The organism is Achromobacter sp. MYb9 (assembly GCF_002975275.1).
Lineage (GTDB): Bacteria > Pseudomonadota > Gammaproteobacteria > Burkholderiales > Burkholderiaceae_B > Achromobacter.
Map to the genome: position 1 here is coordinate 154,161 of NZ_PCOQ01000001.1, position 21,132 is coordinate 175,292.

Here is a 21,132-nt window from a genome sequence, read left to right on the forward strand (position 1 = left end):
GATTGACATAAATTTATCACGTATAGGATACTAACATCATGGATGTGAAAACTGCTGCTCGAGTTCTGGATGTACTGAACCTCTTTGCCGAGGAGCAGAAGCCATTGCTGTACAGCGAAATCGCCACCCAGATGCAGATCCCGCTGTCCAGTTGCCATGGCTTGCTCAAGACCATGGTGGCCCGCGGCTATCTGTATGAAATCGGTAAGAAGCACGGCTATTACCCGACCCAAAAGCTGATCCACGTCGCCACGCTGATTTGCCGCAGCGACCCCTTGAATGCGGTCATCGAACCCGTGCTGGAGCGAGTCCGCGACCTGACCGGGGAAACCGCCCTGCTGGCCAAGCTGGCGGACGACAAGGTCGTCTACCTGATCGTGGCTGAATCCAAGCAGACGATCCGCTTCTCCCACCAGCCCGGCGGGTTCAAAGCCGTGCACGCCACCAGCTCAGGCAAGGCGCTGTTGTCCGTGCTGCCGTCGGAAGAACGCCAAAAATGGTTCAAAGCCTATAGCGGATTCACTGCGTTCACGGACAGCACTATCACCGCCCGCGATGCCTTTGATCGCGACCTGCAGGCAGGGGTCGCGCGGGGCTGGCAGCGTTCGGTCGGAGAAAACGTCGAAGACGTGATGTCCGTATCGCTCGGGTTCCGGGCCTATGAACAACCCTTTGCCATTGTGGTGGCCGGGCCCCTGGGCCGCATGCTGAAAAACGAAGCCACCACTGGAAAACAACTGGAAGAGGTCAAGGCGCTGCTGCATGCGGCCCTGCCCTCCGCCAACCTCACCTTTGTTGGAGAAGACAGTAGATGAACAAACGCAGCTTTCTTGCCGCGGCATGCACGATGGTCACCACCGCCGGACTTCCGTTGGCCGCCGCGCAAGCGCAAGGCACCTATCCGGACAAACCGATACGCGTCATCATGCCCTGGGCGGCTGGCGGTCCGACCGATGTGGTGGGCCGTGTGGTCGCCGTGCAAATGGGGGAAATTCTGGGCCAGCCGCTGGTCATTGAAACCCGTGCGGGCGCCAGTGGCACGATCGGCGCGGCACAGGTCGCCCGAGCCCCCGCCGACGGCTACACGCTGCTGATGAATCCGTCCGTCCAGGGTATCTACCCCGCCCAGTTCAAGAACCTGAGTTTTGACCCGATCAAGGACTTCAGGATGGTAGGCGTGTTGGGCACGGTGCCAATGGTGGCTGTCGTCCCACCCACCTCCAAGTTCAAGACCTTTGCCGATCTGATCCAGCACGCCCGCGCGCAGCCGGGCACACTGACCTTCGCCTCCCCCGGGGTCGCCACGCTGCCGCACCTGGCCGGAGAACTGATCAATACGTCCACCAAGGCCTCCATCTCGCACGTTGGTTACCGCGGCAGCAGCCCGGCCCTGACCGATGTCGCAGGCGGCCATGTCGATCTGATGTACGCCCCGCTGGCGCCTGCGCTTCCGCTGATCCAGAGCGGCAAGGTTGTCCCGCTCGCCGTCACCACCAAAACGCGGCTGGCCGATCTTCCCAACGTGCCCACCATCGCCGAAACCGTGCTGCCTGACTTCGATATCGTTACGTGGTATGGCATGTGGGTGCCCAAGGATACGCCCGAGCCCATCATCGCCAAGCTCAACAAAGCCATGGTCGAGGCATCGAAATCATCGAAGGTCGTCGAAGCCCTGAAATCGCAGGGCACGCTGCCCAGCACGATGGGCTACCAGGAAGCGGAAGCCTTCAATCTTGCGGAAAGCGCACGCTGGATCAAGGTCATGAAAGACGCCAACATTCAGCCTGAATAATGCAGGGCTGCCGCGCGGCGCTTGCGGCCGCATGGCAGCCGCGCAATAGAAACAGCCCGGCCCAGGAATAGTCTTTCCTGGGCCGGGCTGTTTGCTTCGGCGGCTCTTCAGGCGCCGAAAAAGCAGAGATCAGTTGAAGACGCCCGTGGACAGATAGCGGTCGCCACGGTCGCACACGATGAAAACGATGGTGGCGTCGTTGACGCGCTCGGCCACGCGCAAGGCGGCAACCAGGGCGCCAGCGGACGAAATGCCGCCAAAGATGCCCTCTTCCGCCGCCAGGCGGCGCGCCATCACCTCGGCTTCCGATTGCTCGATGGACTCGTAGGCGTCTACGCGGCTACGGTCGAAGATCTTCGGCAGATAGGCTTCGGGCCACTTCCGGATGCCGGGGATCTGGGAACCTTCGGCCGGCTGCGCGCCCACCACCTGCACCGCCGGATTGCGCGACTTCAGGTAGGTGGACACACCCATGATGGTGCCCGTCGTGCCCATCGCGCTGACAAAGTGCGTGATGCGGCCATCGGTCTGGTCCCAGAGCTCGGGACCGGTGGTTTCGACGTGCGCGCGGGGGTTGTCGGGGTTGGCGAACTGATCCAGCACCACGCCCCTGCCGTCCGCCTGCATCTCGGTGGCCAGGTCGCGGGCGTATTCCATGCCGCCCTTGTCGGCTGGCGTCAGGATCAATTCGGCGCCATAGGCCGCCATGGCCGCCCGGCGCTCCACCGACAGGTTGTCCGGCATGATCAGGATCATGCGGTAGCCCTTCATCGCGGCGGCCATGGCCAGCGCGATGCCGGTGTTGCCACTGGTGGCTTCGATCAGGGTATCGCCCGGCTTGATGTCGCCGCGCGCTTCCGCATGCTTGATCATCGACAAGGCCGGACGGTCCTTCACGGAGCCGGCGGGATTGTTGCCTTCCAGCTTGGCCAGGATGACGTTGCCACGCGCGTCGCCCGCGGCACCGGGAATGCGCTGCAAACGCACCAGCGGCGTATTGCCGACGGTCTGCTCGATAGTGGGGTAGGTAGTAGTCATGCGGACGATAATAACTCCGCCCGGCGGCGGACGCGGCCAAAAGCCGCGCTCCCGCCAGGGGTTCCCCCGTCAGGCGGCGGCCGTTCAAGGCCGGGGCGTCGCCTTTGCCTTCAAGGTGGCCGGTCCGGATGCGGGTTTGGTTACCGCTTTGGCTCCCGGTTTGGGTTCCGACCTGGCTGCCGGTTTGTCTCCCGGCTTGGCGGATGGCGCTGCCGTTGCCGCCGGGCCGCCGGCCCCAATCTGCAAACCGGCCGATTCCAGGGCCTGCGCCTTTTTCAGGCCGATGCCCCGCACGCGCTCCGCCAGGTCTTCGAATGAATCGAACTTGCCGCCGCGGTCACGCTCGCCCACGATGATCTCGGCGGTGCGCGGACCGATGCCGCGGATGCCTTCAAGTTGTTGAGCGCTGGCCTGGTTGACATCCAACGCGTGGGCTGGCGCCGCCGCCACGCCAAGCCCCGCCGTCACCAGCAGCACGCCCAATGTCCGGCGCAGGCCGCGCGGGATGCGCCGGGGAAACGCGGATCGCCCCGGCCGGCAAGGCAGGGGCCCTGCCGGGCAGGCGCCATGCGCGGCGGGCGAGGACGGATACAGTGGATTCATAAGGGTCTCCGGATGGAACGGACGCAACGGCTGTCGCGCCACCCTTGAATCATGGCCAACCGGCCCTCTGCCCGGTGGTTCGGTGAACGGAAAGATCCACCTCGGCAACTACGGGGAGGCAAATACGGAGAGAAAAAAAAACCACCGGAGCGGTGGTTTTTCTATCCGGGGCAACGCGGTGCCAGGGCCGCGCCGGCCATGCCGCTCTTAACGGCGCGCGCGCCAGTAGCGCACGTACTCGGCCACGCCCGTCTGCACGTCGCGCATCGGCGCGTGGAAACCGGCCGCGCGCAGTTGCGTCACATCCGCCTGCGTGTAGCTCTGGTAGCGGCCTTTGAGGTCATCGGGGAACGGGATATAGCGGATAAGGTCCAGTTCCACCAATTGAGCCAGCGTCAGCTCCGCTTCGCCGCGCTCGGCGCGCAGGGTATTGACCACCGCCGCCGCCACGTCGTTGAACGGCTGGGCACGCCCCGTGCCGCAATTGAAGATGCCCGACTGTTCCGGGTGGTCCAGGAAGTGCAGATTCACGGCCACCACGTCTTCGACCGAGATGAAGTCGCGGCTCTGTCCGCCGTCCACGTAGCCGTCCCAACCCGCGAACAGGCGCACATGGCCATGCTCCAGGAACTGGTTCATGTTGTGGAACGCCACCGAGGCCATGCGCCCCTTGTGCTGCTCGTGCGGCCCATAGACGTTGAAATAGCGCAGCCCCACGACTTGCGCCGTCAGGCTGTCCATGCGCTGGCGCAACACCTGGTCGAACAGCAGCTTGGAATAACCGTAGACGTTCAAGGGGCCTTCGTTATCGGGATGCTCGACGTAGATGGACGAGCCGCCGTACACGGCCGCCGACGAGGCATACAGGAACGGAATGCGCCGCGCCTGGCAGAACTCGAACAACTCCAGCGTGACCCGGTAGTTGTTGTCCATCATGTAGCGGCCATTGCGCTCGGTCGTGTCCGAGCACGCGCCCTGATGCAGCACGGCACGCACCCCAGGCAAGCTGCCGTCGGCCACCCGGCGGCGGAAATCGTCCTTGTCCATGTACTCGGCGATCTGGCAATCGACCAGGTTGACGAACTTGTCGCCTTCGGTCAGATCATCCACCGCGATGATGTCCTGGATGCCACGGCGGTTCAGCCCGCGCACCAGATTGCTGCCAATGAAGCCTGCGGCTCCGGTTACGACGATCATGAGGGTTCTCCTGCCAGTTCGGCTGCAGTGACGACGGACGTGCCAAGTTTGCCCACGGCGATGCCGCCGGCCTTGTTGGCCCAGCCCATCGCCTCGGCCCACGGCAAGCCGATGGCGCGCGAGACCGCCAGCGTCGCCAGCACGGTGTCGCCCGCCCCAGACACGTCGAACACTTCGTGTGCTTGCGCATCGATGTGGTCCCGTCCCGTGTCGGTAAACAACGTCATGCCCTGCTCGGAACGCGTCACAAGCAAGGCTTCCAGGTCCAGGTCGGCGCGCAAGCGCTGCGCCCGATCCGTGAGTTCGGCCTCGGAATTCCAGCGGCCCACGGCCTGCTGCATTTCCGAGCGGTTCGGCGTGACCAGCGTCGCGCCGCGATAGCGCGCGTAGTCGTCGCCTTTGGGATCCACCAGCACCGGTATGCCGGCATGGCGCGCCATGGCCAGTAGCGACTCGACGCGGGTCAGCACGCCTTTGGCATAGTCGGACAGCACGACGATGTCGTGGTTGGCCAGATGGCGGGCCAACGCGGCGTCCACGCGATCCAGCGCGGCCTGCTCCGGGTGCTGTTCGAAATCCACGCGCAGCAACTGCTGCTGGCGGCCCAGCACGCGCATCTTCAGCGTGGTGTGCAGCGATGGATCGGCGATCAGGTCGGCATGAATGCCTGCCTCGGCGGACAGGCGGCGGATGCTGTCGCCCGCCTCGTCCTCGCCCAACACGCCAACCAGCGTCACCTGGCCGCCCAGCGCCGCGACGTTGCGGGCCACGTTGGCGGCGCCGCCCAAACGGTCTTCGCGGCGCGCCACGCGCACCACGGGCACCGGCGCTTCCGGCGAAATACGTTCGACTTCACCAAACCAATAACGGTCCAGCATCACGTCGCCAACCACAAGAACGCGGCTACGCGAAATAGCTTCGGCGGGGAAAGGCTTCATTCAAGTTCTTCCAAACGGCGCGGCGCATAGGTTTCCCAGGCATTGCAGCCGGGACATTGCCAGTAAAAACGACGCGCTTGAAAACCGCAACTGCGGCACGCATAGCGGTCCAGCCGTTGCGTATGCTTGTGGATCAGACTGCGCAGCAGCGTCAAGTCGGCGCCGGGCACCGGCCCCTGTTCCGTAACGCCGGCTTCCGGGCTGGCCAATTCGGCTTCCAGGAGGCGGTCCAGGCCCAACAGGGACGGATGGCTGCGCAGCGCGCCGCGCGCGAATGCCCAGGCAACAGCCGAACCTTGCTGAACGCGGAGTTCGCGGAACACCACGTTGAACAGGTCCAGCGACGCATGACGCTGATATTGCTTCTGCAGGAATTCCAGCCCGGCTTCGACCTGACCGGCCGCGCGATAGTTCGCCAGCAACTGTTCGGCCACCAAGCCGGCGTACTCCGGCGCGTCGGTCATGACCGACTCCAGATACAGCCGCTCGCGCTTGGGATCCTGTTCCATCAGGGCCAGGCGCGCGCGCAGCATGGCGGTGCGCACCATCGCGCCCTTGCTCAGCGACGCGTCGGTCATCGAGAGGGCATGATCGGCGGCATCAAGCGCCTTGTGCGCGGCATCGACGTCGGCGGGCTTGGCGGTCAGGGCGGTCTGCGCCTGCTCGCAGTAGTAATGCACGATCTGCGGCACCGGCTCGTCGACCAGGCCTTGCAGCGTCTTGACGGCTTCAATCGCGCGCGGCCAATCGTGTTCGGATTCAAAGATGCGGATCAGTGAGCGCAGGGCCGGCAGCGCATAGCGCGTGTCCTTGAGCTGTTCAAATCCGCTTTCCGCGCGGTCCAGCATGCCGGCCTTGAGAAAGTCCTGCGCCAGCTCATGCTGCGCGTGTTCGCGCTCGGCGGCCGGCAGGTCGGACCGGCTCAGCAGGCTTTGATGCACGCGGATGGCACGTTCCATTTCGCCGCGGCGGCGGAAAAGGCTGCCCAGCGCGAAGTGCAGCTCGGTCGTCTCGGGGTCCAGCTTGGCGACTTCGACGAACGCGTCGATTGCGCGGTCCGGCTGTTCGTTCAGCAGGAAGTTCAGCCCCCGGAAATACGAGTCGGGCAGGGTCCGGGTTTCCCGAAGCATCTGCCGAATATCGAAGCGCGCGGCCAGCCAGCCGAGCGCAAACAATACCGGCACGAAAATCAACCACCAAGGTTCAAAATCCACTGTTCGGGCTCTTGCGGTAATTCAGTGCGAAAAGGGGGACGTGCGGCGGACGGCGCGCCGTCACAGCGGCGACATCGGCGCAACGGCTTCCGGCGGCACGACGGGGGTGGTGCCATTGACGGCGGCCTGGACACGGTCCAGTTCGCGGCGCAAGCGCATGGCTTCACGGCGGCGGCGCATGGCGGCAGGCACGGTCAGCAACAGGCCGAACAGGGCGCCGGCAACGAATACCACCAGCATCACGACGATCAACGGCACATCTTGCACGACGTAGTCCGCGTAGAACTTCACGGCAACCGGATCGGTGTTCTTCAAGGCGAACATCAATACCGCAATAAACACGAGCAATCGCAGGGCCCAGACGAGATAGCGCATGACGCATGCTCCAGAGAATTCAAGACTGTCAATTGTAAGCGACGCCGCAAAGCAGCAAGAAAAAAAATCCCGCGCGCCGCCCGGCCGACGCATTGGCGGCCGGAAAAAACAAAGCCCCTTGATTTCTCAAGGGGCCTGTTCTCGGTCCGATCTGCCCGTAGGCAGCCTTTACGCCGATCCGTCAGTGCATGGCGTGCAAGCTTGCCATGGACGGCATCGGTTCACTCGATCCAGAAGATTGAGCGTCCTCGTCATTGCCGCCGACCAGGTCTACCCGCTCGCGCAGTTCCTTGCCCGCCTTGAAGTGCGGCACCTGTTTACCAGGCACCAGCACTTGTTCGCCGGATTTCGGATTGCGACCGATTCGGGGAGACCGCTGCGACAACGAGAAGCTGCCAAAACCGCGGATCTCGATGCGCTGACCCGAGGCCAGGGCCTGGGTCATTGCATCCAGCACGGTCTTGACCGCGTAATCGGTGTCGCGGGCGGCCAGCTGAGGATAGCGGGCCGCCAAGGCGGCGATCAGCTCCGACTTGGTCACGAATTAACCGTCGTTGCGCTGTTGGTCCAGCTTGGCCTTCAGCAGCGCGCCGAGGTTGGTGGTGCCGGACGAAGCGCTGGCGTCGGACATGCGCTGGATCGTGTCGGCGGTCTCGGCGTTGTCACGGGCCTTGATCGACAGTTGGATCGAACGCGTCTTGCGGTCGATGTTGACGATCATGGCTTCGATGTTCTCGCCAGCGTTCAGAACGGTGGTGGCATCTTCAACGCGGCCCGAAGAGATCTCGGAAGCGCGCAGGTAGCCTTCAACGTCCACGGACAGCGTAACAACAGCGCCCTTGGCTTCGACGGACTTGATGGTGCCCGGAACAACGGCGCCCTTGTCAAACGTGGCGACGAAGTTGTTGAAGGGGTCGCCTTCCAGCTGCTTGATGCCCAGCGAGATGCGTTCCTTGTCGGTATCGATGCCCAGAACCACGGCTTCGATCTCGTCGCCCTTCTTGAAGTTGCGCACGGCTTCTTCGCCCGTTTCCGTCCAGGACAGGTCGGACAGGTGAACCAGGCCGTCGATGCCGCCAGGCAGGCCGACGAACACGCCGAAGTCGGTGATCGACTTGATGGCGCCACGGACCTTGTCGCCGCGCTTGAAGTTCGTAGCGAACTCTTCCCACGGGTTCTGACGGCACTGCTTCATGCCCAGCGAGATACGACGACGGTCTTCGTCGATTTCCAGGACCATGACTTCGACTTCTTCGCCCAGGGTAACAACCTTGCGCGGGTCGACGTTCTTGTTGGTCCAGTCCATTTCGGAGACGTGAACCAGGCCTTCGATGCCGGCTTCGACTTCGACGAACGCGCCGTAGTCGGTCAGGTTCGTGACCTTACCGAACAGGCGGGTGCCTTGCGGGTAGCGGCGAGCCAGGCCCACCCACGGATCTTCGCCCAGCTGCTTGACGCCCAGCGAGACGCGGCTCTTTTCCTGGTCGAACTTGAGGACCTTGGCTTCGACTTCTTGACCCACTTGCAGGACTTCGGACGGGTGACGCACGCGACGCCATGCCATGTCGGTGATGTGCAGCAGGCCGTCGATACCGCCCAGGTCAACGAACGCGCCGTAGTCGGTGATGTTCTTGACCACGCCCTTGACCACGGCACCTTCGTGCAGGGTTTCGAGCAGCTTTTGACGCTCTTCGCCCATGCTGGCTTCCAGCACCTGGCGACGCGACAGCACAACGTTGTTGCGCTTGCGGTCGAGCTTGATGACCTTGAATTCGAGGGTCTTGCCTTCGTACGGGGTGGTGTCCTTGACCGGACGCAGATCCACCAGCGAACCGGGCAGGAACGCGCGGATGCCGTTGGTCATGACGGTCAGGCCGCCCTTCACCTTGCCGGTGATGGTGCCGGTAACCAGTTCGCCGTTTTCCAGGGCCTTTTCCAGCTGCAGCCAGGCCGACAGGCGCTTGGCGCGGTCACGCGACAGGATGGTGTCGCCGTAGCCGTTTTCCAGGGAATCGATGGCCACCGAGACGAAATCGCCGGGTTGCACTTCGAGCTCGCCCTGGTCATTCAGGAACTCTTCCAGGGGGATCAGCGCTTCGGACTTCAGGCCGGCGTTGACGACGACGAAATTATGGTCGACGCGCACGACTTCGGCGCTGATGACCTCGCCGGACTTCATGTCCTGGCTCTTGAGGCTTTGTGCGAAAAGGTCGGCGAAGCTTTCGCCGCCGGTGGCGGTAGTGGAAACGGAAGACATGGGGTTGAAATCCATTGGGCCGAAATGGCCGTTAAGAACACACCGCAGCGGATTGCCCGCCACAGTGGAGTCAAAATACCTGCCTGCCGGTTTGCCCTGCGGGGTGTCCCGTGGGGGTTGCGCCTGGCTAGGACAGGGCCTAATCAAAAAATCAAAGTGGATCGGCTTGGCTCATCGCAGGCCTGGCACATCGCATCAGAGTGGGGCTTGCAGCCTTTATCCGTGCTTGGCTTGTGCTTGCTGCCAAAAATCCAGTATTGCCTGCACCGTCTCTGCAATCGTCAAATCAGACGAATCCAGCACGTGTGCATCTGCTGCAGGAGCCAACGGCGCAGTCGCCCGTTCGGTATCGCGGGCGTCCCGCTCGCGCATGTCTCGCAGTAGGTCATCTAGATTAGCAGAAATTCCCTTTTCGATCAACTGCTTACGGCGCCTCTCCGCCCGGGCGACCACGTCGGCGACCAGGAAGACCTTCAGGGACGCATCCGGGAACACGACGGTGCCCATATCGCGGCCGTCCGCCACCAGGCCGGGCGGCACGCGAAAAGCGCGCTGGCGCTCGAGCAACGCCTGGCGCACGCCCGGGAAAGCCGCCACGCGGGAGGCGAAATTGCCCACTTCCTCGCGGCGGATGTCATGGCCCACGTCGGCGCCTTCCAGATACACATGGGGGCCGTCGAAGCGCACATCCAGCGTTTCGGCCACACGGGCCACGCCTGCTTCGTCGTCGGCGGCGACGCCCTGGTTGATGGCGGCCAGGGCGGTCAGCCGGTACAGCGCGCCGCTGTCCAGCACATCCCAGCCCAACGCCTTGGCGACCCGATGCGCCACGGTGCCCTTGCCCGAAGCGGTGGGGCCGTCGATCGTGATGACGGCGGCCAGAGGGGGAACAGTCGAAGAAGTCAAAGTCATGTGTCTTTTCGCGCTAGGCCGATACCAGGCCCGCGTAAACGTCAAAGTAACCCGGGAACGTCTTGCTGACGCAACCCGGATCCAGGATTCGGACCGCTGCCGGGCCGAAGGCGGCCAGCGAAAAGCACATGGCCATGCGATGGTCGTCCCAGGTGCCGATGTGCGCGTCGCGCCAGGCATCTTGCGCCGGCGGGATGATACGCAGCCAATCCGGCCCCGATTCCACCTGCGCACCCAGCTTTTCCAGCTCGGTCTGCATGGCGTGGATGCGGTCGGTTTCCTTTACCCGCCAGCTGCCGATGTTGCGCAGGCGGCACGGGCCGTCGGCATACAGGGCCAGCGCCGCTGCGGTCATGGCCGCATCGGGAATCAGGTTGAAATCGGTGTCGAATGCCTTCAGCCGCGCGCCGTCGGCCACCCGGACGCCGGTCACCTCGATCCAATCAGGGCCATAGGCGACCTTGGCGCCCATGTGCGCCAGCGTGTCGGCGAAAGCGACGTCGCCCTGGATGCTGTCCGCGCCCACGCCGGTCACGCGCAAGGGGCCGCCGCCGATCGCGCCCAACGCCAGAAAATAAGATGCCGTGGAGGCATCGCCTTCCACCGCGATCCGGCCCGGGCTGCGATAACCGGCGCCACCATCGATCACGAAGCGGCTCCAGCCGTCGCGCCGCACCTGCACCCCGAATCGGGCCATCAGGTTCAGCGTGATTTCAATATAGGGCTTGGAGATCAGCTCGCCCACCACTTCAATGGTAACGGGCTTGCCGCTGCGGCCCGCCTGCAGGGGCGCGGCCAGCAGCAAGGCCGTCAGGAATTGGCTTGACACGGAGCCCTGCACACGGGTCACGGCGTCGGCGGCGATTTCGCCGCGGCCGATATGCAACGGCGGATAGCCGGCCTGGCCCAGATAGTCGACGCGCGCGCCCAGGGCGTTCAAGGCGTCCGCCAGGTCTCCGATGGGCCGTTCGTGCATGCGCGGCACGCCGGACAAGCGATAGTCGCCGCCCATGAGGGCCAGCGCGGCCGTCAGGGGACGGATCGCGGTGCCCGCGTTGCCCATGAAAAGGTCCGCGCTTTCCACCGGGAACCGGCGCACGCCCTCGACAGTGACGCAGCCCGCGTCAAGATCCGACACCTGCACGCCCAACTGGCGCAGTGCGGCCAGCATGACGCGCGTATCGTCGGAATCCAGCAGGCCGGTGATGACCGTCGTGCCCTCGGCGATCGCCGCCAGCAACAGCACGCGGTTGGAAATACTCTTGGAACCCGGCAAGGCGATCACGCCCTGCGCTTGCCGCACGCGCGGCAGGTCCAGATAAGGCAAAGCGCCCATGTCAGCTACTCCTTGCGCCAGTTGCGGCGTGCCTGGGCCGCGGTCTCCAGCAGCGCCAGCAAAACCGCATCGTCGCCGTTTTGAATCGCGCGTTCGGCGCGATCCAGCACGGCGCGCACGTCGGCAAGCTCGGCCAGCATCGCATCGCGATTGGATAGAAAGATATCGCGCCACATCTCTGGCGAGCCCGCCGCGATGCGCGTGAAATCACGAAAACCGCTGCCGGCCAGATCCAGGCGCGTACGGGCGTCGGCGGCCGTGGCCACCTGTTCCATGTAGACGGCCGATAGCAAATGCGGCAGATGGCTGACCGATGCCAGCAGCCGATCGTGCGCGCCGGCGTCCATGTCGATCACGCTGGCGCCGCAGGCCTGCCAGGCCCGGCGCACAAGGTCGGCCGACGCCGCGCTATTTTCGGCAAGCGGGGTCAGGATGACGGTGCGATCGCGGTACAGCGAGGGGTCGGCGGCGTCCGGCCCGGTACGTTCGGCACCCGCGATGGGATGCCCGGGCACGAACTGCCCCACGCTGCCGCCAAGCGCTTCGCGCGCGGCGTCCACGACTTCGGCCTTGGTGCTGCCCGCGTCGGTCAACACCGTCGTGGCGCCCAGATGCGGCAGCATCCGCGCGAGCACGTTCTTCAGGCCGCCAACGGGCGTGGACAGCAGGATCAGGTTGGCGCGGGCCGCCGCGTCTTCAGCGCTGACGGCCTCATCGATCAAACCCAGCTCGACCGCGCGCGCCAGCGATGACGCGCTGCGCCCCACGCCAAGCACCCGGCCCACCTGCCCTGCCTGGCGCAACGCCGCGGCGAAAGATCCGCCGATCAGGCCCACGCCTACAACCGCCAATACAGGAATCAGGGGGCCAGCGGCCCCCTGATCGGTAGAAGGTAACGCGTCGTTCATGCGGACAGGATGGCAGTCAGGGCATCGATGAAACGGGCGTTCTCTTGCGGCAAGCCGATAGACACGCGCAGCCACTCAGGCAGGCCGTCGCCGGCCACCGGGCGCACGATCACGCCCCGCTTGAGCAATTCCAGGTTGATGCGGGGCGCGTCGCCCACATGCACCAGCACGAAATTCCCGTAGCTGGGCACATAGCGCAGCTTCAAGCGGTCGAACGCCTCGCACAATTGGGCCTTGCCCGACTTGTTCGAGGCATACGCCTCTTCCAGGTAGGCCGCGTCGCCCAGCGCGGCAATCGCCGCGGCCTGAGCCAGCGTGTTCACGTTGAACGGCTGGCGCACGCGATTCAGCAGGTCGGTCAGCGGCGGCTGCGCCACCGAGAAACCAACGCGCAGGCCCGCCAGGCCATAGGCCTTGGAGAAGGTGCGCGAGATGATCAGGTTCGGGAACCGGCGGGCCAGCGCAGTGCTGTCGAAACGGTGTTCCGGGTCCAGGTACTCGTTGTAGGCCTCGTCCAGCACCACGGTGACGCGGTCGCCGTGCGCGGCCTGCACGCGCTCCAGGAACGAGGCGACCTTGTCGCCCGGCACGAAGGTGCCCGTGGGATTGTTGGGGTTGGCGATGAACAGCAGGCGCGTGTCGTCAGCGATTGCGTCGAACATCGCGCCCAGGTCATGGCCGTAGTCTTGCGCCGGCACCACGATGTGGCGCGCGCCGCGCGCTTGCGTGGCAAGGCGATACACCGCGAACGAATGCTGCGCATACACCGCCGACGCGCCCGGCTCCAGCAAGGCCAGCGCGGCGATTTCCAGGATGTCGTTCGAACCGTTGCCCAGCGTGATCCAGCTCATTGGCACGCCATAGCGTTCCGCCAGCGCCGCTTTCAGATCGAAGCCGTTGGGATCGGGATAGCGGGCCAGCGACTCGGCCGCCGCCAGCATGGCCGCGCGCGCCGACTTGGGCATGCCCAGCGGGTTTTCGTTTGACGCCAGCTTGACGATGCCGGCCGGATCCAGCCCGAACTCGCGGGCCAGTTCTTCAATGGGCTTACCCGCCTGGTAAGGCGCGATGGCGCTGACGTGCGCGGGAGCAACGAGGGGCTTGGATGCGGTGGTCATGGTGTGGGGGCTCACGGCGCCGGGTAGGAACCCAACACCTTCAGGTAGGCGACCTGCGCCTGCAAGGCGGCAAGCGCGCGTTCGACGTTCGGGTCATTGCGGTGTCCCAGAACGTCAACGTAAAAATAGTATTCCCATTGGCCGGTGCGCGCGGGGCGCGACTCGAAGCGCGTCATCGACACGCCATTGGCCGCCAGCGGGGCCAGCATTTCATAAACGGCGCCCGCGCGGTTCGGCACAGCCAGGATCAGGCTGGTCTTGTCCTTGCCGCTGACCAGCGGCTGGATGTTGCCGATGGCCAGGAAACGGGTGCGGTTGTGCGGATCGTCCTGGATGCCGGCCGCGACGACCTGCAGGTTCCAGGCGGGCGCGGCCACTTCGCCAGCGATCGCGGCGATGGCCGGATCGCCCGCCGCCGCCCGTGCCGCTTCGGAATTGCTGGAAGCGGCCACGCGTTCAAGGTCGGGATAGTTGCGCGTCAGCCAGCCCTGGCACTGGGCCAGCGCCTGCGGATGCGCGGAAATGGTCTTGATGCCGTCCATGCCGCCCGATTGGGTCATCAGGCAATGCCGGATCACCAGCGAGCGTTCGCCCAGGATCGTCAGCGGCGTATTAAGCAGCAGGTCCAGGCTGCGGTTGACGGCGCCTTCCGTGGAGTTCTCCACCGGCACCATGCCCACGTCCGCCTGACCGCCTTCGACCGCGCGGAAGACTTCGTCGAAGGAGACGCATGGCAGCTTCTGCACGGCGTGGCCGAAATGCTCAAGCGCGGCCTGCTCGGAGAACGAACCCTGCGGCCCCAGATACGCAACGGTCATGCCGCGTTCCAGGCCGCGGCAGGCCGAGATGATCTCGGTCCAGACCGACGCCACGCCCGCGTTCGGGAACGGGCCGGGGTTGAGCTGCTGCAAGCGGCGGATGACTTCGGCCTCGCGCTCGGGGCGCAATACCGGACCGTCGGCCTGGGCAGCGTGCTTGGCCTCGCCCACTTCCAGCGCGGCGCGAGCGCGCTGCGACAGCAAGTCGAGGATCTGCGCGTCCAACGCATCGATGCGTTCGCGCAAGGGGCGCAGCTTGCGCTGCAGGTCTTCATCCATAGCGGCGCTCGAATTCCTTCAGGTACTCGACCAGCGCCGCCACCCCGGCAAGGGGCACGGCGTTGTAGATGGAGGCACGCATGCCGCCCACGCTCTTGTGGCCCTTCAACTGCGTCAAGCCAGCCGCGTCCGCGCCTTGCAGGAAGGCGTCGTTCAGCGATTCGTCGCGCAGCACGAAGGGCACGTTCATGCGCGAACGCACGGGTGCATGGATGGGATTGCGGTAGAACTCGCTGCTGTCCAGGTAGCCGTACAGCAGATCGGCCTTGGCTTTGTTGGCGGCTTCCATGCCCGCCACGCCGCCATTGGCCTTGACCCACTTGAACACCAGGCCCGCGACGTAGATCGCGAACGTGGGCGGTGTGTTGTAGCGCGAATGCTCGGCCGCCACGTTGGCGTAGTCAAACGCCGACGGGCAGATGGGCAAGGCGTGGCCAATCAGGTCGCGACGCGCGATGACCATGGTCACGCCTGCGGGGCCGGCGTTTTTCTGCGCGCCGGCATACACCATGCCGCAGCGCGTGATGTCCATCGGACGCGACAGGAAATGCGACGAGGCATCGACGACCAGCGGCACATCGGGCGCGCCCAGCGCAGCGGTGTCGGGCCAGTCCATGAACTCGACGCCGCCAATGGTTTCATTGCTGCACAGATGCAGGTAGGCCGATTCCTTGCGCACGTTCCAGGAATCGACCGGCGGCACCCAGGTCAGCGGCGCCTGCTCGCGGCCATCCAGCTGGATGGGCTGCTCGCTGCTTGCCGCCACATGGGTGCTGCCATAGCGGGCCGCTTCCTTGTACGAACGCTTGGACCAATGGCCCGTCACGACGAAGTCGGCGGCCGGCGTGCCGCGGCGTCCCATGAGATTCATGGGAACGATGGCGTTTTCCCCGGAACCTCCGCCTTGCATGAACATGACGGCGTAGTCGGCGGGCAAGCCCAGCAGATCACGCAGATCCGATTCAGCTTCGTCGCAGATCTGCACGAAATGCTTGCCGCGATGGGACATTTCCATCACCGACATGCCGCTGCCATGCCAATCCAGCATCTCAGCTGCTGCTTGCTGCAATACCACCTCGGGCAAGGCCGAGGGGCCTGCCGAGAAGTTCCAGGGGCGGGCCATTATTGCTCCGTAGGTTCCGTCGAATCCGTCGCTTGCGCGTCGCCGTTGCTGTCATCGCCGCCGTCGTCCTGGCCCTCTTCGTCCAGGTCGCCGTCGTCGTCCGCATCGCTTTCCACGACACGGCGCACGCCGGACAGCGTGCTGCCATCGTCCACGTTGATCAGCGTCACGCCTTGCGTCGCGCGGCCCATTTCGCGGATTTCCGCGACACGGGTGCGCACCAGCACGCCACCAGTGGTGATCAGCATGATCTCGTCGGTCGGGTTGACCAGCACCGCGCCCACGACCTTGCCGTTGCGCGAACTGGTCTGGATCGCGATCATGCCCTTCGTGCCACGGCCATGGCGCGTGTATTCGCCGATCGGGGTGCGCTTGCCGTAGCCGTTTTCGGTGGCAGTCAGCACGGTCTGCGTTTCGTCGCCGGCAACCAGCAGCGCGATGACGGTCTGCGTTTCCTCGAGCATCATGCCGCGCACGCCGCGGGCGTTGCGGCCCATCGGACGCACGTCGTTCTCGTCGAAGCGGACCGCCTTGCCCGAATCCGAGAACAGCATGACGTCATGCTTGCCATCGGTCAGGTCGGCGCCAATCAGGTAGTCGCCATCGTCAAGGTCGACGGCGATGATGCCGGCCTTGCGCGGGTTGGAGAAGTCGGACAGCGGGGTCTTCTTGACCGTGCCGCGCGACGTCGCCATGAAGACGTAGTGGTCTTCGCTGAATACCTTGACCGGCAACACCACCGTGACCTTCTCGCCGTCAGCCAGCGGGAACATGTTGACGATGGGCTTGCCGCGCGAGTTGCGCGTGCCCTGGGGCACTTCCCAGACCTTCAGCCAGTACACACGGCCGCGGTTCGAGAAGCACAGCAGGAAGTCGTGCGTGTTGGCGATGAACAACTGGTCGATCCAGTCGTTTTCCTTCATCGCCGTCGCCTGCTTGCCGCGTCCGCCGCGCTTTTGCGAGCGGTATTCAGACAAGGGCTGGCTCTTGATGTAGCCGCCATGCGACAAGGTCACGACCATGTCGGTGGGCGTGATCAGGTCTTCGGTGTCGAGTTCGGTCGCGTTCATCTCGATTTCCGAACGACGCGTGTCCTTCACGCCGGTCGAGAACTCGGCCTTGATGGCTTGGAGTTCGTCGGAGATGATCGTGGTGATGCGCTCGGGGCGGGCCAGGATGTCGAGCAAATCGGCAATGGTGGACATGATGTCCTTGTATTCGCCGACGATCTTGTCCTGCTCCAGCCCGGTCAGGCGTTGCAGGCGCATGTTCAGGATTTCCTGAGCCTGCGTATCGCTCAAGCGGTACATGCCGTCGCCTTGGAGGCCGAATTCGGCATCCAGGTCGTCCGGGCGGAAGGCCGAACGGCCTCCCGGCGTATCGCCGTCGGCGCGCGACAGCATTTCGCGTACCAGCGACGAATCCCACGACTTGGCCATCAATTCCTGGCGGGCGACGGGAGGCGTCGGCGCCGCCTTGATGATCGTGATGAAGTCGTCGATGTTGGCCAGTGCAACGGCCAGGCCTTCCAGCACATGACCGCGTTCGCGAGCCTTGCGCAGCTGGAACACCGTGCGGCGCGTGACCACTTCGCGGCGGTGCTGCAGGAAGTAGTCGATCATCTGCTTCAGGTTGAGCAGGCGAGGCTGGCCGTCGACCAGCGCCACCAGGTTCATCCCGAAGGTGTCTTGCAGCTGCGTGTTCTTGTACAGGTTGTTCAGAACAACCTCGGGAACCTCGCCGCGCTTGAGCTCGATGACCAGGCGCATACCGTCCTTATCGGACTCGTCGCGAATATCGGAGATGCCTTCGATCTTCTTGTCGTTGACGAGTTCTGCGATGCGTTCCTGCAACGTCTTCTTGTTGACCTGGTAGGGAATCGCGTCGATCACGATCGCTTGGCGATTGCCCTTTTCCATGTCTTCGAAGTGGGTCTTGGCGCGCATGATGACGCGGCCGCGACCGGTGCGATAGCCTTCCCGCACACCCGACATGCCGTAGATGATCCCGCCCGTGGGGAAATCAGGCGCCGGGATGAGCTCGATGAGTTCATCGACCGTGCAGGCCGGATTGCGCAGGCAGTACAGGCAGCCGTCGACCACTTCCTGGAGGTTGTGCGGCGGAATGTTGGTGGCCATGCCCACCGCGATGCCCGAACTGCCGTTGACCAGCAGGTTGGGCAGGCGCGACGGCAACAGCAGCGGCTCTTGCTCGCTGCCGTCGTAGTTGGGGCCGAAGTCCACCGTTTCCTGGTCGATGTCGGCCAACAATTCGTGGGCGATCTTGGCCAGGCGAATTTCGGTATAGCGCATCGCCGCGGCGTTATCGCCGTCGATCGAGCCGAAGTTGCCCTGGCCGTCGACCAGCATGTAGCGCATGGAGAAATCCTGCGCCATGCGGACGATGGTGTCGTAGACGGATTGGTCGCCGTGGGGGTGGTACTTACCGATGACGTCCCCGACGATACGCGCCGACTTCTTGTAGGCGCGGTTCCAATCGTTGTTCAGTTCATGCATCGCGTAGAGCACGCGCCGGTGGACGGGTTTCAGCCCGTCCCGCACATCCGGTAGCGCCCGCCCAACGATCACGCTCATCGCGTAATCGAGGTAACTGCGGCGCATCTCTTCTTCCAGCGAAACCGGAAGCGTCTCCTTGGCAAAGGAATCCATATATATAACGACAGAATCGTGTAAGGAGGAACCCGGGCCGGGTAAACAGGAAATTCTATCATTCGATTCCGATCCCGTTGGGCAGCGCCGCGGGAAGTGGCCGATGAGCGGTCTTTGCGGATAACCCTTCCGACGCCATGGGGATGCCGCGCCCCGCTGCCGGGCCGCGCCCAACGGCCCTGTTGTCAAAAACCAACATGGAAAACCTATGGAGCGCCGAAAACGTCGTATCCAGCGTTAATGCGCCTGTCCAGGGAAGCCAAAGCCCCCCAAATGCCTTAAGATTGTTTCCAGCACGCAGGAAACCCAGTAGCTAATCCTTTGAACCAGCTCTTGGCGTTGCTATACTGGCCCCGTTTTCCTGATATGCGGCGGGGGTTCGCTGCGAGTCACTTATCCAGCTTCAAGCTCAACGAGGAGAAACATGAACAAACCCTCCAAATTCGCTCTGGCGCTCGCCTTCGCCGCCGTCACGGCCTCTGGTGTAGCTTCCGCGCAAACCGTGGACAACTGGCGCAACCCGTTCGGTAACGTTTGGAAAAACGGTACGAACGAACTGTGCTGGCGCGATGCTTTCTGGACCCCTGCCACCGGTATCCCCGGTTGCGACGGTGTCCCGGTTGCACAACAGAAGGCGAAGCCGGCCCCGATGGCGGCAAAGGTCGTGTTCAATGCTGACACGTTCTTCGACTTCGACAAGTCGACCCTGAAGCCCGAAGGCCGTCAGCTGCTGGATCAAGTCGCCCAGCAAGCTCGCGGTATCGAGCTGGAAACCATCATTGCTGTTGGCCACACCGACTCCATCGGTACTGACGCCTACAACCAGAAGCTGTCCGAGCGCCGCGCCGCTTCGGTCAAGACCTACCTGGTCAGCAAGGGTATCGACCCCAACCGTATCTATACGGAAGGCAAGGGCGAGTCGAACCCCATCGCTTCCAACAAGACGAAAGAGGGCCGTGCCCAAAACCGTCGCGTTGAAATCGAAATCGTGGGTAGCCGCAAGTAATTGCCGGACTAGCTACAATAAAGGGCCTCGCATAGCGAGGCCCTTTTTTTCGTCCGTCTTGCACCAACGTGGTGCAATGGCGTGTTTCCTTCCCGCCTTCGCGCGACGGACCCCTCTATATATAGCGTCGCTTTTCGCTGGACCGCCCATGACCACGCAAATTCACGACTCCGCCCGCCCCGCCGTCAATGCCGACCAGGCCGAACTGGACAAGTTCAGCGCCCTGGCCAGCCGCTGGTGGGACCCCGAAAGCGAGTTCAAGCCCCTGCACGCCATCAATCCGCTGCGGTTGGAATGGATTCAGGAGTGCGCCGGCAGCCTGGCCGGCAAAAAAGTGCTGGATGTGGGTTGCGGCGGCGGCATTCTGTCGGAATCGATGGCCCGGGGTGGCGCGGACGTCACCGGCATCGACCTGGCCGACAAGTCGCTGAAGGTTGCCCGACTGCATGGCCTGGAGTCCGGCGTGAAGGTCGAATACCGTAAAGTGCCGGTGGAAGAACTGGCGGCGGAACAGCCCGGGCAGTACGACGTGGTTACCTGCATGGAGATGCTGGAACACGTGCCGGACCCGGCATCCATCGTGCGTGCCTGCTCGACGCTCGTCAAACCGGGCGGCTGGGTGTTCTTTTCGACACTGAACCGCAACGCCAAGGCGTTCCTGTTCGCCATCGTCGGCGCCGAGTACGTCTTGCGCCTGCTGCCGCGCGGCACCCATAGCTATGACCAGTTCATCAAACCCAGCGAACTATCGGCGGCGGCCCGCGCCGCCAGCCTGGAGCCGGTCAGCATGCGCGGCATGGAATACAACCCGATCACCCAGATCTACACGCTGTCGGCCGACACCTCGGTCAACTACCTGATGGCTACCCGTAAATGAGCGCCCTGATCCTGTTCGACTTCGATGGCACCCTGGCCGATACCGCCCCCGACCTGGCCGCCGCCGCCAACCGGCAGCGCACCCGCCGTGGGCTGGAACCCCTGCCCTACGAAGCCCTGCGCCCCGTCGCGTCGCAAGGCGCTCGCGGCCTGTTGCGCGTGGCGCTGGACCTGAAAGCTGGCGATCCGGACTACGAGCCGACGCGTTTGCAGTTTCTGGAAGACTACGCGGCCAGCTCGACCGTGCACAGCAAGCTGTTCCCCGGCATCGAAGCGCTGCTGGCCGACATCCGCCGCCGCGGCCTGTCGTGGGGCATCGTCACCAACAAGGTGACCTACCTGACCCTGCCGATCGTCGAATTCCTGGACCTGACGCGCGACAGCGCGGTGCTGGTCTGCGGCGACACGACGGCCCACGCCAAACCGCACCCGCTGCCGCTGCAACACGCCGCGCGCGAAGCGGGCTTCGCCGTTGACCGCTGCGTCTATGTCGGTGACGACCTGCGCGACATCCAGGCCGCGCACGCGGCGGGCATGCCCGCCGTGGCAGCCGCGTACGGCTATGTGGGCGAAGAAGACAACATCAGCACCTGGGAAGCCGAGACCTGCGCCAATACCCCGGCGGAACTCTGGTCCGCGATTCAACCGCTGTTGCCCAGCGACCTGCGCTGAC

Annotated in this window: 20 protein-coding genes; 5 read left to right on the forward strand and 15 right to left on the reverse strand. The window is 64.2% G+C overall.

The window, feature by feature from the left end; all coding sequences use genetic code 11:
• Positions 1-38: 38 nt before the first annotated feature.
• Both CQ050_RS00760 and CQ050_RS00765 read left to right on the forward strand, forming a co-directional pair.
• Positions 39-815 carry an IclR family transcriptional regulator gene (locus CQ050_RS00760; protein ID WP_105554960.1) on the forward strand — a complete coding sequence of 259 codons (777 nt, stop codon included), beginning with the start codon at positions 39-41 and terminating at the stop codon, positions 813-815.
• The gene (locus tag CQ050_RS00765) at positions 812-1,792 is read left to right on the forward strand and encodes a tripartite tricarboxylate transporter substrate binding protein (protein WP_105554961.1); all 981 of its coding nucleotides are present in this window, start codon (positions 812-814) and stop codon (positions 1,790-1,792) included. Before CQ050_RS00760 ends, CQ050_RS00765 begins: the two co-directional genes overlap by 4 nt.
• Before the next feature lie 129 nt (positions 1,793-1,921).
• Here CQ050_RS00765 and cysM read toward each other — a convergent pair whose 3' ends face one another.
• The 15 genes from cysM to gyrA all read right to left on the reverse strand — a co-directional run bounded on the left by cysM (position 1,922) and on the right by gyrA (position 18,577).
• Positions 1,922-2,830 (reverse strand): cysteine synthase CysM, encoded by a 909-nt coding sequence (gene cysM / locus CQ050_RS00770; protein WP_105554962.1) that lies wholly within the window; start codon positions 2,828-2,830, stop codon positions 1,922-1,924.
• An 84-nt stretch (positions 2,831-2,914) separates the two neighbouring features.
• The gene (locus CQ050_RS00775; protein ID WP_105554963.1) at positions 2,915-3,433 is read right to left on the reverse strand and encodes a helix-hairpin-helix domain-containing protein; all 519 of its coding nucleotides are present in this window, start codon (positions 3,431-3,433) and stop codon (positions 2,915-2,917) included.
• A gap of 207 nt (positions 3,434-3,640) precedes the next feature.
• Positions 3,641-4,630 carry an ADP-glyceromanno-heptose 6-epimerase gene (rfaD, locus tag CQ050_RS00780; RefSeq protein WP_105554964.1) on the reverse strand — a complete coding sequence of 330 codons (990 nt, stop codon included), beginning with the start codon at positions 4,628-4,630 and terminating at the stop codon, positions 3,641-3,643.
• Positions 4,627-5,568: a D-glycero-beta-D-manno-heptose-7-phosphate kinase gene (rfaE1, locus tag CQ050_RS00785; RefSeq protein WP_105554965.1), complete on the reverse strand. Its 942-nt coding sequence runs from the start codon at positions 5,566-5,568 to the stop codon at positions 4,627-4,629. Before rfaE1 ends, rfaD begins: the two co-directional genes overlap by 4 nt.
• The gene (gene lapB / locus CQ050_RS00790; RefSeq protein WP_105554966.1) at positions 5,565-6,782 is read right to left on the reverse strand and encodes a lipopolysaccharide assembly protein LapB; all 1,218 of its coding nucleotides are present in this window, start codon (positions 6,780-6,782) and stop codon (positions 5,565-5,567) included. The genes rfaE1 and lapB overlap by 4 nt, the downstream gene beginning before the upstream one ends.
• 60 nt (positions 6,783-6,842) lie before the next feature.
• On the reverse strand, positions 6,843-7,157 hold the full coding sequence (locus CQ050_RS00795) for a lipopolysaccharide assembly LapA domain-containing protein (RefSeq protein WP_006225143.1): 315 nt from the start codon (positions 7,155-7,157) through the stop codon (positions 6,843-6,845).
• Between the two features lie 181 nt (positions 7,158-7,338).
• On the reverse strand, positions 7,339-7,698 hold the full coding sequence (locus tag CQ050_RS00800; protein WP_049072346.1) for an integration host factor subunit beta: 360 nt from the start codon (positions 7,696-7,698) through the stop codon (positions 7,339-7,341).
• A gap of 3 nt (positions 7,699-7,701) precedes the next feature.
• Positions 7,702-9,414, reverse strand: a complete 1,713-nt coding sequence (rpsA, locus tag CQ050_RS00805; protein ID WP_006225145.1) for a 30S ribosomal protein S1 — start codon at positions 9,412-9,414, stop codon at positions 7,702-7,704.
• 216 nt (positions 9,415-9,630) lie between these two features.
• Positions 9,631-10,326: a (d)CMP kinase gene (gene cmk, locus CQ050_RS00810; RefSeq protein ID WP_105554967.1), complete on the reverse strand. Its 696-nt coding sequence runs from the start codon at positions 10,324-10,326 to the stop codon at positions 9,631-9,633.
• 13 nt (positions 10,327-10,339) lie between these two features.
• Positions 10,340-11,662 (reverse strand): 3-phosphoshikimate 1-carboxyvinyltransferase, encoded by a 1,323-nt coding sequence (gene aroA / locus CQ050_RS00815; RefSeq protein WP_105554968.1) that lies wholly within the window; start codon positions 11,660-11,662, stop codon positions 10,340-10,342.
• A 5-nt stretch (positions 11,663-11,667) separates the two neighbouring features.
• Positions 11,668-12,570 carry a prephenate dehydrogenase/arogenate dehydrogenase family protein gene (locus CQ050_RS00820; RefSeq protein ID WP_105554969.1) on the reverse strand — a complete coding sequence of 301 codons (903 nt, stop codon included), beginning with the start codon at positions 12,568-12,570 and terminating at the stop codon, positions 11,668-11,670.
• Positions 12,567-13,688, reverse strand: coding sequence for a histidinol-phosphate transaminase (gene hisC / locus CQ050_RS00825; RefSeq protein ID WP_105554970.1), 1,122 nt, complete (start codon positions 13,686-13,688; stop codon positions 12,567-12,569). Before hisC ends, CQ050_RS00820 begins: the two co-directional genes overlap by 4 nt.
• Positions 13,689-13,699: 11 nt before the next feature.
• On the reverse strand, positions 13,700-14,785 hold the full coding sequence (gene pheA, locus CQ050_RS00830) for a prephenate dehydratase (RefSeq protein WP_105554971.1): 1,086 nt from the start codon (positions 14,783-14,785) through the stop codon (positions 13,700-13,702).
• Positions 14,778-15,908, reverse strand: a complete 1,131-nt coding sequence (serC, locus tag CQ050_RS00835; RefSeq protein WP_199196703.1) for a 3-phosphoserine/phosphohydroxythreonine transaminase — start codon at positions 15,906-15,908, stop codon at positions 14,778-14,780. The genes pheA and serC overlap by 8 nt, the downstream gene beginning before the upstream one ends.
• Positions 15,908-18,577 carry a DNA gyrase subunit A gene (gyrA, locus tag CQ050_RS00840; RefSeq protein ID WP_105554973.1) on the reverse strand — a complete coding sequence of 890 codons (2,670 nt, stop codon included), beginning with the start codon at positions 18,575-18,577 and terminating at the stop codon, positions 15,908-15,910. The genes serC and gyrA overlap by 1 nt, the downstream gene beginning before the upstream one ends.
• A gap of 424 nt (positions 18,578-19,001) precedes the next feature.
• Between gyrA and ompA the strand changes: the two genes are divergently transcribed.
• The 3 genes from ompA to CQ050_RS00855 all read left to right on the forward strand — a co-directional run bounded on the left by ompA (position 19,002) and on the right by CQ050_RS00855 (position 21,131).
• The gene (gene ompA / locus CQ050_RS00845; RefSeq protein WP_006225153.1) at positions 19,002-19,583 is read left to right on the forward strand and encodes an outer membrane protein OmpA; all 582 of its coding nucleotides are present in this window, start codon (positions 19,002-19,004) and stop codon (positions 19,581-19,583) included.
• Positions 19,584-19,731: 148 nt separating this feature from the next.
• The gene (gene ubiG / locus CQ050_RS00850) at positions 19,732-20,460 is read left to right on the forward strand and encodes a bifunctional 2-polyprenyl-6-hydroxyphenol methylase/3-demethylubiquinol 3-O-methyltransferase UbiG (RefSeq protein ID WP_105554974.1); all 729 of its coding nucleotides are present in this window, start codon (positions 19,732-19,734) and stop codon (positions 20,458-20,460) included.
• Positions 20,457-21,131 carry an HAD-IA family hydrolase gene (locus CQ050_RS00855; RefSeq protein ID WP_105554975.1) on the forward strand — a complete coding sequence of 225 codons (675 nt, stop codon included), beginning with the start codon at positions 20,457-20,459 and terminating at the stop codon, positions 21,129-21,131. Before ubiG ends, CQ050_RS00855 begins: the two co-directional genes overlap by 4 nt.
• Position 21,132: the final 1 nt, after the last annotated feature.